This window comes from Reinekea forsetii (genome assembly GCF_002795845.1).
GTDB classification, from domain to species: domain Bacteria; phylum Pseudomonadota; class Gammaproteobacteria; order Pseudomonadales; family Natronospirillaceae; genus Reinekea; species Reinekea forsetii.
This window is the reverse complement of sequence record NZ_CP011797.1, coordinates 659,541-673,936: the sequence shown is the minus strand read 5'-3', so window position 1 is coordinate 673,936 and position 14,396 is coordinate 659,541. Positions and strand designations below refer to the sequence as shown.

Here is a 14,396-nt window from a genome sequence, read left to right as displayed (position 1 = left end):
TTATGGGCCTGGTCCGCCGTTGCCCCCAATCATCCTGGCGCGCCGCATTGCTAAGTACAAGCCAACTAAGAGAACATTCGCTGAGCAAAAACTGGGGCCAGCGTCTCAATCAATTCCAGCGCCACCACTGGGCTCTTAGCGGGTTCAGCACAACAGTGGCATGGGAACGTTGGCGAACAGTGTTAATCGCATGCGCCACGATGCTGACCGGAATCACCTCGGTAATGCACTGGACATCGCCGCGCAGGCAAAATCAACCCCATCAACAAATAGGCATTGCATTGAGTTCCGCCCTTGGCTAGTGTACTAGATATCTAATACACATAATGGCAGACAGATGATACAACTCTCCAATCTCGGATTCGAATACGGTGCCAAGGCGGCCGTTTTTAGGGGTCTAAACCTGACCATTCCGGCCGGCCGCAGCGTCGGCATACTCGGCGCCAATGGGGTCGGTAAGACCACCCTGATTAAGTTACTCGCTGGTCTGCTCAGCCCAACCGAGGGTGCGGTGGCGGTGCTCGAGCGCACGCCGCGGCGGCGCGAGACCGCACTCTATCAAAACCTCTATCTGGTGCCGGAAGAAAATGCCTTACCGGCGATCAGCGCAGTTGCCTATATCAAACGTTTCAGTGTTTTTTACCCCAAATTCGATCACCGCCAATGCACCGAGCTATTGGCCCGGCTCAGTGTCGACGACGGCAAAAAGCTCACCGCGCTGTCGCTCGGGCAGCGCAAGAAATTCATCATCGCCTTTGCGCTATCCACCGGTGCTCAGGTGCTGTTGATGGATGAACCGACCAATGGCCTCGATATACCGTCCAAGGCGTTGTTTCGCGAGTCCGTTATTGCCCACCAAACGGCCGAACAGACCGTGCTGATTTGCACCCACCAGGTGCGCGACCTAGAATCGATTATCGACTCGGTGGTGATGATGAATGAAGGGTCGGCGCATTGGTTTGATCTGGCCGAACTGCCCAATTACATTAGCCAGGTACAGGGCCCGGTTACCTCTGGCACGGTATTGCACTCGGAGTTGCGGTTGGGCAGTCCGGTCTCACTGGTGGCCGGAGGCCAAGAGCAGCCGACCGAGATAGATTTGGAACTGCTCTTCAATGCCTTTGATCAAAATTATCCCGGCCTGATGGCGGCCGTAGCGCAGGAGCCACGGCTATGAACCCCACTCGTGTATACCAACTGATCCTCGCCAAGCAGGGCTCCAAACCCCAGCTGGTGATCCGCGATATCGGCCTGACCTGGCTGATCGCGACGGCCGTGGTGCTAATGCTCCACATCAGTTCGGTCGGTACCTTTACCGATTACTCGGGCATCTTCGCCTTCGCGCTGCTCTTTATGGCCCAATTGGAGTTGGGCAACCATACCTTCGATGAATACAAGCAGGCAGGCTCTGCCGCCCAATGGTTAATGCTGCCCGCCGACCCGTTCGAGAAGTGGTTGAGTAGCTTCCTGACCAGCTTTCTAGTGGTGCTGATTTTTTTGCTGGTGCTGTCGGTCTCAACGCTAACGGCCAATCTGTTGGTGGGCCTGTTTGGCTGGGGCAACTTGGTGCCGATCTTTAATCCCGTCGGGTTGGCGGCGCTGCAGTTATTTAAGCTCTACGTCTGGCTCCATCCATTGTTATTTTTCAGTGCTATTTATTTTAAAAAACGGCCGATGATAAAAATCTTTGGCGCCCTGTCATTGCTGTTGATTGTCTGGCTGTTCTACACCGCTGCTTTGGTGAACTGGCTGCTCGGCGATCTCATCAACGCCACCATTGCCAACTTTGAAACCCAGGTACTTAAGGGCGATGCCATCCATATCGGCAAATTCCTGGTGCTGCGCAGTACCGGGTTAGAGTTCACCTCGAACCTCTTTACCCAGGTCGGCAGCAGTCTGCTAAGCGTTCTCTATTTTGGCTTTTTCTGGGGCCTGTCTTACCTACGCTTTAAGGAGTTGGAGCTATGATTCAATTTGACTCCGCCAGTACCATCTACTTACAGGTGGCCGACTTTATGACCGAGCAGATTCTCACCGAAGCATGGCCCGAACAGGAACGCATCCCGTCGATCCGGGAGCTTGCCGCGCTGGTCCAGGTGAATCCCAATACGGTGATGCGCTCGTTCGCCTACTTGCAGGACAACGACATTATTACCAACAGGCGGGGGGTCGGCTATTTCGTCAATGAGCACGGCAAGCAGACCGTTCAGGCGTTAAAAAAAGTGGCTTTTATTGATGCCAAACTGCCGCGTATCTTCCATGAGGCCGCCCTATTGGCGGTCACCCCAAATGAATTACGTGAACTGTATAACCAGTTTTTAGGGAGCCAAGCATGACTTCTGTAAGCCTTGCCATACGCCGGATGAAACTCACCAACAAGATCCTCGCCGCCACCCTGCTGAGCCTCTTTGTGGCCACTGCCGCGGCGCTGATCTGGTTGAGATTGAGCGGCATTTAGTTCGCCGTCAAGTAGTGCACCGAAAACAGCTGCTGCGCGTCGGTATAGCAGTGCGTGCAGTCGAAGCCGCCATTGCGCGCCAGCAACTGAAACGATTCGAGCGAGTACTTGTAGGAGTTTTCGGTGTGAATGCTCTCCTGTTCGGCAAAGGCAAAACGCCGACCCTCGATCTGAATGTCCTGCTGCACCGTGGAGATCAGATGCATCTCGATGCGCGACCGTTCAACGTTATAGATCGCCCGATGACAGAAGGTGTCCAGATCCAGATCGGTCTGATAAGTATTTTGGATACGCTGTAATAAATTCATATTGAAGGCGGCCGTTACCCCTTGAGCATCGTTATAGGCGGCCAATATGCGTTCAGCCGGTTTCACCAGGTCGACCCCGATCAAGAGGGCATCGCCCTCGCCCAACAAGGCGCGAATGTGTTTGATAAAGTGGATCGCCGCCTGGGGCTCAAAATTACTGATCGTCGAGCCGGGAAAAAACACCAGCTTCTTATGCTCGGATTGGTGGCTAAATTGCTCGGGCAATTGGATCGGTGACAGGTAATCGGCCACCACGGGAAACACCGCCAGCTCAGGATACTGTTGCGCTAACTGCGCTGAGCTGGCGAGCAAAATTTCTTCGCTGATGTCGATTGGAATGTAGGTGCGCGGCGAGCTGAGGGCGTCGATCAACTTGCGGATTTTGATCCCGGCACCGGAGCCGAATTCCAAAATATCGGCATGGGGCCCAATATATTGCGCGACCTCCGGCAAGGCGCGCGCCAAAATCGCCAGTTCCGTTCGGGTGTGGTAATACTCCGGCGTCTGACAAATTTGGTCGAACAGTTGCGAGCCCTTCTCATCGTAAAAATATTTGCACGGCAGAGTTTTTTGGCCAACGGCCGACCAACCGGCAAAGATATCTTGCAAAAACAGATCGTCCTGGTTGACCTGCGTTTGACGGTGAATATTGAGGTCAGTCATCCTTTGCCATCCTTATGCCACTAAATTGCCAACGGGTCGCGGCCGGGAAAAAATTCCGATAGCTCGCGCGAATATGGTTCGGTGGCGTAATGCAGGAACCGCCACGCAGGACAAACTGATTGCTCATAAACTTGCCATTGTACTCACCCACCGCGCCGGCTTCCGGCCGGTAACCGGGATAGGGCTGGTACTGCGATTGGGTCCATTGCCAGAGGCAATTATAGAGCTGATCCGCTGACTGGGACTGCGACTGGGGGGCCAGGATGGTCGGGTCATAAACAGAGTCTGACGGCTCGACCCGGGCCGCCGCATGCTCCCATTCGAATTCCGTGGCCAAGCGGCAGCCACACCACTGTGCGTAGGCCATGGCTTCAAACAGACTAATATGGCGCACCGGCGCATGCGGATCGAGCGCGTGCAGCCCGGCCAAACTGTATTGCCACCATTGCTCGGCGCGGCGTAACCAATAGAGCGGTTGGCTGATCTGTTCTCGACACCGCCACGCCCAACCCTCTGACAGCCAATGCAGTGGATCGTTGTAGCCACCTGCGTCGATAAAGGCCGCGTATTCGCCATTGGTGACCAAGCGATCGGCTAGAGCAAATGGGTACAGGCGCACCTGATGGCGAGGCAACTCATTGTCGAAGCGAAAGCTTGGTAAATCATCGAAGCGAAAGCTTGGTAAATCGTCGAAGCGAAAGCTTGGTAAATCGTCGAAGCGAAAGCTTGGTGAATCGTCGACCTGGACGTCCGATGCATCGCCTGGTGCGGGCGCACCAATCTCGACCAAACCGCCCGGGTGATGCCACCAGCCGAGCGCGACGACCGGAGCAAAGGCCTGTACCGGCACGGTCACCGCCGGATAGAGCGGATTGATTGAAAACAGATGTTGGAGGTCGGTGATCAACAGCTCTTGGTGCTGTTCTTCGTGCGCTAAGCCGAGCGGCAATAAAGAGTCCAGTCTATTGAGCAGCTCAGGGCTCGATTGGCTCAGCAGCTGGGTCATATGCTTGTCGACATGGTGCCGATAGGCCAGCACCTCAGGCGCGCCAGGGCGGGTAATCGCGCCCCGTTGGGCGCGCGGAAACTGCTCGCCGATGCTGTTGTAATAGGAGTTAAACAGATATTCAAAAGCGGGATCGAACGCCGAATAGCCGGGTAAATTGGGTTTCAGTACAAAGGTTTCAAAGAACCAGCTGGTGTGCGCCAGATGCCACTTCACCGGGCTGGCATCGGGCATCGACTGCGCCGTTTGATCGGCTTCACTCAGGGGTTTAACCAGGGTCTCGGTCCGCTCGCGCGTCTTCTGATAAGCTGAGAGCCATGGGCCGCTTGCGTCAGCGACGCGCCGTGCTGTCATCGGATATCTCCTTACGATCTATTGCCGGCAAATGGACTACACCAGAGCGGCAGCCCTGATGATGCGATGACCTAATATAAGCACAGGCTGAGGGCTAATCAACCATCGCGCGCCACTGCATCGACGCCGGGCAACGTAACTGCGTGTCTAGCCTGAAGGAGTGCCGGCGAACTGGCCTATTGGCCGCGCGAGTCGATCGGACTTTCCAGACCCTGCATTCTGTGTTTTGATCGCGCCAAACCAACGGAATTCTACGATGACGCAAACCATCTGGATTAAAAATCCACGCGCGGTCTTTACCGCCAACGCCCAAGATGCCCGCGGCGGTATCCTGATTCGCGGCACGACCATTGTCGAATTGGTCGCGCTCGGCGCGCAGCCGGTTGCGGCCGTCGATCAAGAATTCGATGCCACGGATCTGGTGTTGCTGCCCGGCCTGGTCAATACCCACCATCATCTGTACCAAACCCTAACCCGGGCGGTGCCGGCGGCGCTTAACAAGCGGTTATTTCCCTGGCTAAAAACCCTCTACCCGATTTGGGCCGGCTTGCAGCCGGAGATGTTGCACAGCGCGACCCAGTTGGGCCTGGCCGAACTGCTTCTGTCCGGCTGCACGACCGTGGCCGATCATCATTATCTGTTCCCGCTGGCGTTGACCGAGGCCATCGATATCCAGGTTGAGGCGGCCGCACAGATGGGCTCGCGGGTCGTGCTCACGCGCGGTTCGATGAGTTTGGGTGAACGGGATGGCGGTCTGCCGCCGCAGTCGACGGTGCAAACCGATGAGCAGATTCTGCGCGACTGCGAGCGGGTCATCATGCGCTTTCACCAAAGGGGTGCCGGCGCCATGGTGCAGATAGCGCTGGCGCCCTGCTCACCCTTTTCGGTTACCTCCGAACTGATGCGGCAAACCGCCGCGTTGGCCAAACAACGCGGCGTGATGTTGCATACCCACCTGGCCGAGACCTTCGATGAGAATGCGTTTTGCCTGCAGATGTTTGGTTTGCGGCCGCTCGATTATCTGGAGTCGGTCGACTGGCTACACGAGCGCACCTGGTTAGCGCACGGCATCCACTTTAACGATGCGGAGATTCAGCGCATGGGCGCGGCGCGCATCGGGGTGAGCCATTGTCCCAGTTCCAATATGGTGCTCGCCTCGGGCATAGCCCGTACGAAAGAGATGGAGGCGGCTGGGGTTAAGGTAGGTCTGGGCGTCGATGGCTCGGCGTCCAATGACGGCTCCAACCTGATACAAGAAGTGCGTCAGGCGTTATTGATTGGCCGATTGCGTTATCAGGCCGATGAGGTCAGCCATCTGGATGCTCTGCGTTGGGCCACCAAGGGCTCGGCACAAGTCTTGAATCGCGACGATATAGGCGAGCTGGCGGTGGGTAAACAGGCCGATCTGGCGCTCTTTTCGCTCGCGGAGGCACGTTTCTCCGGCGCCCACGATGCCCTCGCGGCCTTGGTGCTGTGCGGGGCTCATCGCGCCGAACATGTGATGGTGGCCGGCCGCTGGCGGGTGACCGATCACCGCCTTGTCGATCAAGACTTGGACACCATCCAACGCAGACATCGACACCAGGCCGAACAACTGCTCAAGCAGCAGGGCTAAGGCCAAGGCCAGGCGGCCGCGCGGTCGGCGTGCAACGCACTCCGCTAGTGGCTGCGGACTAATGAACTATGGAGAATTTCGCTACATTGGAGGATGATGCTCACTAGATTTGCACTACACCAAACAATTGTTTGAATGTTTTATATTTAACGGTTTTTCAAAACCAATGAACAACCTTGGAATGCTCCTTACTCTGATTCAAAGAGACCCAGACTATGACCATAAATCCTGAACTGTTTGCCACCGAATCCTATGTCGATGGCCAATGGCTGGCCAGCAGCACGCGTTTTGATGTCACCAATCCGGCCACCGGCGAGTTACTGGCCCAGATCGCCGACGGGTCCGTCGCGACGGCCGAACAGGCCGTGGCCGCGGCCAAACGCGCCTTGCCCGCCTGGCGCGCAAAATCCGCCAATGAGCGTGCCATCCTGCTGCGTCGCTGGCACGACCTAATGATCCAATACAAGGCCGATCTGGCACTGATCATGACCTTAGAACAGGGTAAACCGCTGGCCGAGGCCACTGCTGAAGTCGGCTACGGTGCCTCCTTTGTTGAATGGTTTGCCGAAGAAGCCAAGCGCGTCTACGGCGAGACCATCCCCAGCCCGTCTGCCGACCGACGCTATGTGGTGATTAAGCAGCCGGTTGGCGTGGTCGCGGCCATAACGCCGTGGAACTTCCCCAACTCGATGATCACCCGTAAGGCAGCACCCGCCCTCGCCGCCGGCTGCACCTTTGTGATTCGACCCGCATCCGAGACGCCCCTATCCGCTCTAGCGCTGGCCAAGCTGGCCGAAATGGCTGGCATCCCAGCAGGGGTGTTCAATATCGTAGTCGGCAGCGACGCGCGCGGCATTGGCAAGGTATTAACCGAAAGCCCGGATGTCGCTAAGTTTTCCTTTACCGGTTCCACCCCGGTCGGCAAGTTGCTGATCGCTCAGGCGGCCAGCACTGTGAAGAAAGTCTCCATGGAGTTGGGCGGTAACGCGCCCTTTATCGTCTTCGACGATGCCGATATCGATGCCGCCGTGAAGGGCGCAATGATGTCGAAATATCGCAACGCCGGGCAAACCTGCGTGTGCACCAATAGATTCCTGGTGCAGGACAGTGTTTACGATGTCTTCGTCGAGAAACTGACCGCAGCGGTGCAGCAACTCACGGTCGGCAACGGCATGACCGAGGGCACGATTATTGGCCCACTAATCCACCCCCAGGCGATGGCCGAGATCGACCGTAAGGTTCAGGCCTCGGTCGCCCTGGGCGCCCAGGTAGTTACCGGTGGCGCGCCGCATGCATTGGGCGGCTCGTTCTATCAGCCCACTGTGCTGACCCATGTGACCAACGATATGCCGATCGCCAAACTGGAGATTTTCGGCCCGGTCTCGGCGGTAATGAAGTTCAGCCGCGAAGCAGACGCCATCGCGATCGCCAATGACACCGACTTCGGTCTGGCGGCCTACTTTTACGCCCGTGATATCGGCCGCATCTGGCGCGTTGCCGAGACACTGGAATACGGCATGGTGGGTATTAACGAAGGCATCATCTCCAATACCGCAGCCCCCTTCGGCGGCATGAAGTCATCCGGCCTGGGTCGTGAAGGCTCCAAACACGGTATCGACGAATACCTGGAAATTAAATACCTGTGCATGGGCGGCCTAGACAGCTGAACCATTAGAAATACCACGCATTGCACCGCACCGGGGTCGCCGCGATAGCTCGCGGTATGGCTAATATCTATAACGTTTAGGTCTCGCAGGCGCTCACTGCGCAGATGTGGGACGTGGATAGCGATTGAGCTAGTGCGCAGCGTTGCCGCCGACAGGAGGTAAGATCAATGCACGAACTGTCGCTGTGTCAGGCCTTAGTCACTTTGGTACGCGAGCGCGTTGGCCCGCGGCCAATAACCCAATTGCGTCGCATTACCGTCGCCATCGGCTCGCTCGCCGGCGTCGATGCCGATGCCTTTGCTTTTGCCTTTGGCGCGATACGCGATCAGGCCTTACATACGGCTTGCCAGCTTGAATTGGTGTCGGTTGCGGCCATGGCTGTGTGCGATAATTGCGGTCGGCGCGGCGCCATTGTCTATGCATCCGCCGGCTGCGTTCGCTGCGGCCATTGGCCGTTGGTGCTGGAACCCGGAGGCGATGATATCTACCTCAGCGACCTGCAATTTATCGACTCAGGCTGCGACATTAATTCTATACAATAGAGCGTTTTAGAACGCGAACGCATAGGCTTTTTCGTTCAATCGATTGAGCGTTGGTAAAGGTGTTTTTTAATCTAAATAATTGACCCACATCAGGCTAAAACGGTAACAGCGTTTTACTATTCAGAATCCAGATACAAAACCGAGCTGCGCGGTCCGGTCGTTACCTCTACTGGTCCAATATAACACTCCGTTAACTGGAGGTTGTTTATGTGCGGAACGTGTGGCTGTACTCCATTAGATACCCCAACCCGGCTGATCGATCCACCGGCGGGTTCCCCTGCGTTAGGTTCCCCTGGGTTAGGTTCCCCTGGGTTAAAAGTTGCGTCAGCCGGCTGGCAGCCACCCCAAACCCCAGAGCACGACAGCGTCCAATTTCAAACCAGCCTCTATGCCCATAACCGCCAGCTAGCCATGGATTTGCGCCACCGCCTGATGGCCGAACGAATCCTGCTGTTCAATCTCGTGTCCAGCCCGGGGGCGGGTAAAACCACCCTATTGTTGGCCACCCTGCGCCGACTCGCAGCGCGCACCAAGGCTTGTGTAATTGAGGGTGACCAACAGACTGAACTCGATGCCCTGCGCATTCGGGCCACGGGCACTCCTGCGTTGCAGATCAATACCGGCCAGGCTTGCCACTTGGATGCGCAACGGGTCAGTGAGGCGCTTGAGCAGCTGCGGCCCGAGACAGGGTCGCTGGTCTTTATCGAAAATGTCGGCAACCTGATTTGCCCAGCCCATTTCGATCTCGGTGAGGCGTTGCGCGTGGTGCTGCTGTCTGTGACCGAGGGCGATGACAAGGCGCTCAAATATCCCGATATCTTTGCCAGCGCCGACTTGGTGTTAATTACCAAGTGCGATCTGCTGCCCTATGTCGATTTTAATTTGGCCCATGCGCGCGCCAACATCCAAAAAATAAACCCCAACCTAGAGGTGTTAACCAGCGCCTGTGGCCGTAAGAGCAACCTCTCGGCCTGGCTGTCGTGGCTCACGACTCAGCAGCAGGCATTTATTCGCGAGCACAGTCCCAATGACCACCCGGCTTAAGCCGTTGCCAACCCTCAGCGCGACGCCGATGCGCCGGGTGCAACTGCTGCTGCGCGGCCAGGTGCAGGGTGTCGGGATGCGGCCCTATGTTTATCGTCTGGCCCAGCGTTTGGGCGTGAGCGGTTTTATCCGTAACAACAGCGACGGCGTGATCGTGGAAGTTCAGGGCCCACAGCTCGATCACTTTTGTCAGCAATTTTGGGCGCAATTGCCGCCACCGGCGCGTATCGAAGACTGTCAACGCTCCGAACTGGCCGTTCGAGTCGGCGAACGCCACTTTACTATTGCTCAGAGCAACGCTAGCCGGTCGCCCCTAGATCCGTTGCCCGATCTGCCGCCCTGTGATCGGTGTCTAGCAGAACTGTTCAATCCCACGAGCCGTTACTTTTCGTACCCCTTTATCAGCTGCGCGCACTGCGGCCCGCGCTATAGCATTACCCGCACCTATCCGTTCGACCGAGCGAATACCAGCATGGCGGCCTTTGCCCTGTGTCCGGTCTGCACGGCACAGTATCGCGCTGCCGAAGACCGCCGCTTTCACGCCCAAACCATCTCCTGCCCGACCTGCGGGCCGCGCTATGACCGGCCGCTGAGCGAGGTTGTCGCCAGCATCGAGGCGGGCGGTCTGGTCGCGATTCAGGCCATTGGCGGCTACCAACTGATCTGTGATGCCCATCGGCCCGCCGCCATTGCGCGCTTGCGCCAATTTAAGCAGCGCCAAATCAAGCCTCTGGCAATTATGACCTTGAACAGCCGGTCGGCGCAGCAGTGGGTGCACTTGAGCGATGCCGGCAGGGCCGATTTACAGTCCCCAGAACGCCCTATACTGATCGCCCCAGCGCGCAATGCGCAAGCGGAGCTGGCCCCTCATTTGACCAGCCTAGGGGTAATGGTGCCAAACAGCGCCCTGCACTATCTATTATTTTATGGCCTGGCGGGCCGACCCACCGGCACGCCCTGGCTACAGGCGGCCAGTCCAATCGCCTTGGTAGTCTCCAGCGGTAATGCGCCCGGTTACCCCATAGCCGCGACCCGAATCGAGGCCGAGGCGCAGTTGGCTGGCGCGGTCGATCTAGTGGTAGGGCACAATCGGCACATCGTTGCCCCGGTCGATGATGGCATCCGGCGTCAGTCTAGAGTTGGCTGCTATGCCGTGCGCAATGGCCGGGGCACGGCGTTAATCAAGACCCCCTGGCACCAGACCAAACTGCCCACCATCCTGGCACTGGGTGCGCAGCAAAAGTGCAGCATTACTCTGGCCGTGGGCAATGCCTTCTATACCAGCGAACATCTCGGCGACTTGGATTCCCGTGCGCGCCGGCAGCGCTACCGGGCGGTCAATGCGCGCCTTAACGATTATTTTAACCTTCGTCATGCGCTGATTGCGCACGATTTGCACCCGGATTATTTCACCAGCCAACAAGCGCCTTTGGGCCGGTCAGCGGTTGCGATCCAACATCACCATGCCCATGTTGCCGCCGTGATGGCAGAGCACCAATTGCAGCAACCGTTGGTCGCCGTGGCCGTCGATGGTTACGGCTATGGCCTGCGCGGAGAAGCCTGGGGCGGGGAGTTTTTTTATGTCAATAAGTTTGCCTTCAGCCATGTCGACCGGCTGACCAGCCTGCCCCTATTGGGCGGTGAGCGTGCCAGTCTGGAGCCTTGGCGCTCCGCCTTGGCGGCGCTGATACTGGCTCAGGCCGGCGACCACCAGCTGCGTCGGTTTGCCGATATTCCTCTGGCTCGGCACTACTTGCGCCAACCCCATCTGCTGCGCAAGGCGCCACCGACCGCCTCCGCCGGACGCTGGTTTGATGCCGCCGCGGCGCTTATTTTGCAGCGCAACTGGGCCGAATACGATGGCCAATTTCCGCTCGAACTGGAGGCGCTGCTCAACCCCTATGCTTTCAGTGGGTCAGATCAGCGTCAAGCAGAACGGGCCGGGGCCGACCCGAAATGGGACCTGGTCGAGCTGATTGGCCAACTGCTACCGATGACCTCACCCATTCAGGCGGCCGGCCTATTTCATCAGGGTATGGCCGATTGCATCAGCCGTAAATTAATTGCTCAGGCCAAGATATTCCAGGTCACCCGCGCGGTGCTGGCCGGCGGTTGTATGCTCAATGCCGTTCTGCGTGAGCAGGTGCGCGCTCGACTGAGCGAGGCCGGGTTGGAGGTTTTTTGTGCCCAACGGATCCCCAGTAACGACGCCGGCATCAGTTTGGGTCAGGCCCTGTTGGCCGCCCATTATGCCGACTATGCCGTCAGCCTGCAGGATAGGGGTTAGCATCGTGTGCCTAGCCATTCCGGCCCAAGTCTGCGAGCTGCTGGCCGACGACCGGGCTCGGGTGCGCGTTGGCGACGTTCTTAAAACCGTCAATATCGCCCTGGTGCCGCAGGTGCGCCTGGGTGAATTTGTCATTATCCATGTCGGCTATGCGCTGGAGCGACTCGACCCGCTCGCCGCCGAGCAAACCCTGGCGCTGCTGCACGAAGCGAGTGACCTTCAGCCGCGCCGCGCCGAATCGGCAAACGACCCAAACGGACAGGAGCGTACGGATGAAATACATTGAAGAGTTCCGCGACGCTGCCTTGGCCAGAACCCTGGCCCAGGCCATCGGCCAGGCGGTTGAGCCCGGTCGCACCTATCGCCTGATGGAATTTTGCGGTGGCCACACCCATGCCATCTACCGTTATGGTCTGCCCGGATTGCTGCCCAAGGCCATTAAAATGCTGCACGGCCCAGGCTGCCCGGTTTGCGTGCTACCCATTGCTCGGGTCGACCAGGCCATTGAGCTGGCCGGCCGGCCCGGCGTCATCCTATGCAGCTACGGCGATATGCTGCGTGTGCCCGGGTCTGACCGCCGCACCCTATTACAGGCTAAGGCCGAGGGAGCCGACGTGCGCATGCTATACAGCATCGATGATGCCGTTACCCTAGCCAGGCAGCTTCCGCAGCGGGCGATTATCTTCTTTGCCATCGGCTTTGAAACCACCACGCCAGCCACCGCACTGGCCATCCTGCGCGCCCAAAAACTGGGCCTGAGCAACTTCTTTGTGTTCTGTAACCACCTGCTCACCCCGGCGGCACTCGATGCCTTGCTGGCCGACTCACCCAATCCGGGCAGCTGGATCGATGGTTTTATCGGCCCAGCCCATGTCAGCACGGTGATCGGTACCGCAGCCTATCAGCAGGTGGCGCGGCGTTATCGAAAACCCATAGTGATCGCCGGCTTTGAACCGCTCGACCTGCTGCAGGCGATTTTGATGCTAGTGCGACAATTGAACAGCCAGCGCTGCGCGGTTGAAAACCAATACCATCGTGTTGTCCGGCCCAACGGCAACCGGCTGGCGCAAGACTATATGGCGCAAGTTTTTTGCTTACGCGCTTCCTTTGCATGGCGCGGCTTGGGCACCATTGCCGCCAGTGCCTTGGCATTGCGACCGGCCTTTGCGAGCTTCGATGCTGAACGCCACTTCCCGCTGGCCGACCGGCTCAGCCGCGAGCATCCCGGTTGCGCTTGCCCGGCAGTATTGCGCGGTCAACTCGACCCGGCCGCCTGTCAGCTCTTCGCCGTGGCCTGCACGCCGGCCAATCCATTGGGCGCGTGCATGATCTCCGCCGAAGGCGCCTGCGCGGCGGTCTATGCCTATGGCCGCCAGCCGCTTCGGGAGGCGCTATGAAAACCTCGCAACCTGTTGCTGCCGGTCATCCGGAGCGCATCGAGCTGGTGCACGGCGGCGGCGGTCGTGCCTCGGCGCAGTTGATCGAGCGAATGTTTATCCGCGCCTTCGATAACCCCATGCTGCAACAGAAAAACGATCAGGCCCGTTTTGATGTGCCGACGCGCAGACTGGTGATGACCACCGACGCGCATGTGGTCTCGCCCCTGTTTTTCCCCGGCGGTGATATCGGGTCGCTGGCGGTGCACGGTACGCTCAACGATATCGCCATGGCCGGCGCCGAGCCGTTGTATTTGGCGGTCAGTTTTATCCTCGAGGAGGGCATACTGCTGCGCGACCTGCAGCGCATCGTGGCATCCATGGCCCGTGCTAGCGAAGCCGCTGGGGTGCCAATCGTGACCGGCGATACCAAGGTGGTTGAACGCGGCAAGGCCGATGGCGTCTTTATTACCACCAGCGCAATCGGCAGCGTGCCCAACGGCGTCGACCTCTCCGCCGACCGGGCGCAACCGGGTGATCAGATCCTGCTCAGCGGCACCATTGGCGACCACGGCGTGGCAATCCTCTCGGCGCGCGACAGTCTCGGCTTTACCAGCCCAATTCGGTCAGATTCGGCGGCGCTGCACGATCTGGTCAAACAAATGGTGCGTCAGGTGCCGACGATCCGTTGCATGCGCGACCCAACGCGGGGCGGTCTGGCAACGGCCTTAAATGAAATTTGCCAACAGTCTGGGGTCGGTATGCTGATCGACGAGCAGGCCGTGGCCATTGCCCCGGCGGTACAGTCGGCGTGCGAATTGCTCGGTCTGGATCCCTACTATTTGGCCAACGAGGGCAAGTTGATCGCCATCTGTCCGGCGGCGCAGGCCGATCGTCTACTCGCCCAGATGCGTGCCCACCCTTTGGGCCAGGGGGCAAGCCGAATTGGCGTGGTGACAACTGACCCACAGGCCATGGTCGAATTACAGACCGCCTTGGGCGGTATTCGCCTACTGGACTGGTTAAACGGCGACCCCTTACCGCGCATCTGTTAATGGGTCCCATGAACGGACCCT

Annotated in this window: 14 protein-coding genes; 12 read left to right on the top strand and 2 right to left on the bottom strand. The window is 58.4% G+C overall.

The window, feature by feature from the left end:
- The first annotated feature begins 337 nt into the window (after positions 1–337).
- Genes REIFOR_RS03165 through REIFOR_RS17085 form a run of 4 tightly spaced genes read left to right on the top strand, consistent with a single transcriptional unit; the run spans position 338 to position 2,458 of the window.
- Positions 338–1,177: an ATP-binding cassette domain-containing protein gene (locus tag REIFOR_RS03165; protein ID WP_100256183.1), complete on the top strand. Its 840-nt coding sequence runs from the start codon at positions 338–340 to the stop codon at positions 1,175–1,177.
- A complete protein-coding gene (locus REIFOR_RS03160; protein ID WP_100256182.1) occupies positions 1,174–1,968 on the top strand; it encodes a hypothetical protein in 795 nt (264 codons plus the stop codon). The genes REIFOR_RS03165 and REIFOR_RS03160 overlap by 4 nt, the downstream gene beginning before the upstream one ends.
- Positions 1,965–2,336: a GntR family transcriptional regulator gene (locus REIFOR_RS03155; protein WP_100256181.1), complete on the top strand. Its 372-nt coding sequence runs from the start codon at positions 1,965–1,967 to the stop codon at positions 2,334–2,336. The genes REIFOR_RS03160 and REIFOR_RS03155 overlap by 4 nt, the downstream gene beginning before the upstream one ends.
- Positions 2,333–2,458, top strand: a complete 126-nt coding sequence (locus tag REIFOR_RS17085; RefSeq protein WP_264371428.1) for a hypothetical protein — start codon at positions 2,333–2,335, stop codon at positions 2,456–2,458. The genes REIFOR_RS03155 and REIFOR_RS17085 overlap by 4 nt, the downstream gene beginning before the upstream one ends.
- Here the strand turns inward: REIFOR_RS17085 and egtD are convergent.
- Entirely contained in the window at positions 2,455–3,429 is a 975-nt protein-coding gene (gene egtD, locus REIFOR_RS03150) for an L-histidine N(alpha)-methyltransferase (RefSeq protein ID WP_100256180.1), read from the bottom strand. The two genes, REIFOR_RS17085 and egtD, sit on opposite strands and share 4 nt — an antisense overlap.
- Positions 3,422–4,789: an ergothioneine biosynthesis protein EgtB gene (gene egtB, locus REIFOR_RS03145; protein WP_100256179.1), complete on the bottom strand. Its 1,368-nt coding sequence runs from the start codon at positions 4,787–4,789 to the stop codon at positions 3,422–3,424. Before egtB ends, egtD begins: the two co-directional genes overlap by 8 nt.
- A 256-nt stretch (positions 4,790–5,045) precedes the next feature.
- Here egtB and REIFOR_RS03140 point away from each other — a divergent pair, with 256 nt between their 5' ends.
- The 8 genes from REIFOR_RS03140 to hypE all read left to right on the top strand — a co-directional run bounded on the left by REIFOR_RS03140 (position 5,046) and on the right by hypE (position 14,375).
- Entirely contained in the window at positions 5,046–6,404 is a 1,359-nt protein-coding gene (locus REIFOR_RS03140) for an 8-oxoguanine deaminase (protein ID WP_100256178.1), read from the top strand.
- 215 nt (positions 6,405–6,619) lie between these two features.
- Positions 6,620–8,071: an NAD-dependent succinate-semialdehyde dehydrogenase gene (locus tag REIFOR_RS03135; protein WP_100256177.1), complete on the top strand. Its 1,452-nt coding sequence runs from the start codon at positions 6,620–6,622 to the stop codon at positions 8,069–8,071.
- Between the two features lie 167 nt (positions 8,072–8,238).
- Complete coding sequence (locus tag REIFOR_RS03130) at positions 8,239–8,613, top strand: hydrogenase maturation nickel metallochaperone HypA (RefSeq protein ID WP_100256176.1); 375 nt, start codon at positions 8,239–8,241, stop codon at positions 8,611–8,613.
- Positions 8,614–8,820: 207 nt separating this feature from the next.
- Positions 8,821–9,657 (top strand): hydrogenase nickel incorporation protein HypB, encoded by an 837-nt coding sequence (hypB, locus tag REIFOR_RS03125; RefSeq protein WP_100256175.1) that lies wholly within the window; start codon positions 8,821–8,823, stop codon positions 9,655–9,657.
- Complete coding sequence (gene hypF, locus REIFOR_RS03120; protein ID WP_100256174.1) at positions 9,641–11,944, top strand: carbamoyltransferase HypF; 2,304 nt, start codon at positions 9,641–9,643, stop codon at positions 11,942–11,944. Before hypB ends, hypF begins: the two co-directional genes overlap by 17 nt.
- Positions 11,945–11,948: 4 nt before the next feature.
- Positions 11,949–12,230, top strand: a complete 282-nt coding sequence (locus REIFOR_RS03115; protein ID WP_100256173.1) for a HypC/HybG/HupF family hydrogenase formation chaperone — start codon at positions 11,949–11,951, stop codon at positions 12,228–12,230.
- Positions 12,217–13,341: a hydrogenase formation protein HypD gene (hypD, locus tag REIFOR_RS03110; protein WP_100256172.1), complete on the top strand. Its 1,125-nt coding sequence runs from the start codon at positions 12,217–12,219 to the stop codon at positions 13,339–13,341. Before REIFOR_RS03115 ends, hypD begins: the two co-directional genes overlap by 14 nt.
- Complete coding sequence (gene hypE, locus REIFOR_RS03105; RefSeq protein WP_100256171.1) at positions 13,338–14,375, top strand: hydrogenase expression/formation protein HypE; 1,038 nt, start codon at positions 13,338–13,340, stop codon at positions 14,373–14,375. The genes hypD and hypE overlap by 4 nt, the downstream gene beginning before the upstream one ends.
- Positions 14,376–14,396: the final 21 nt, after the last annotated feature.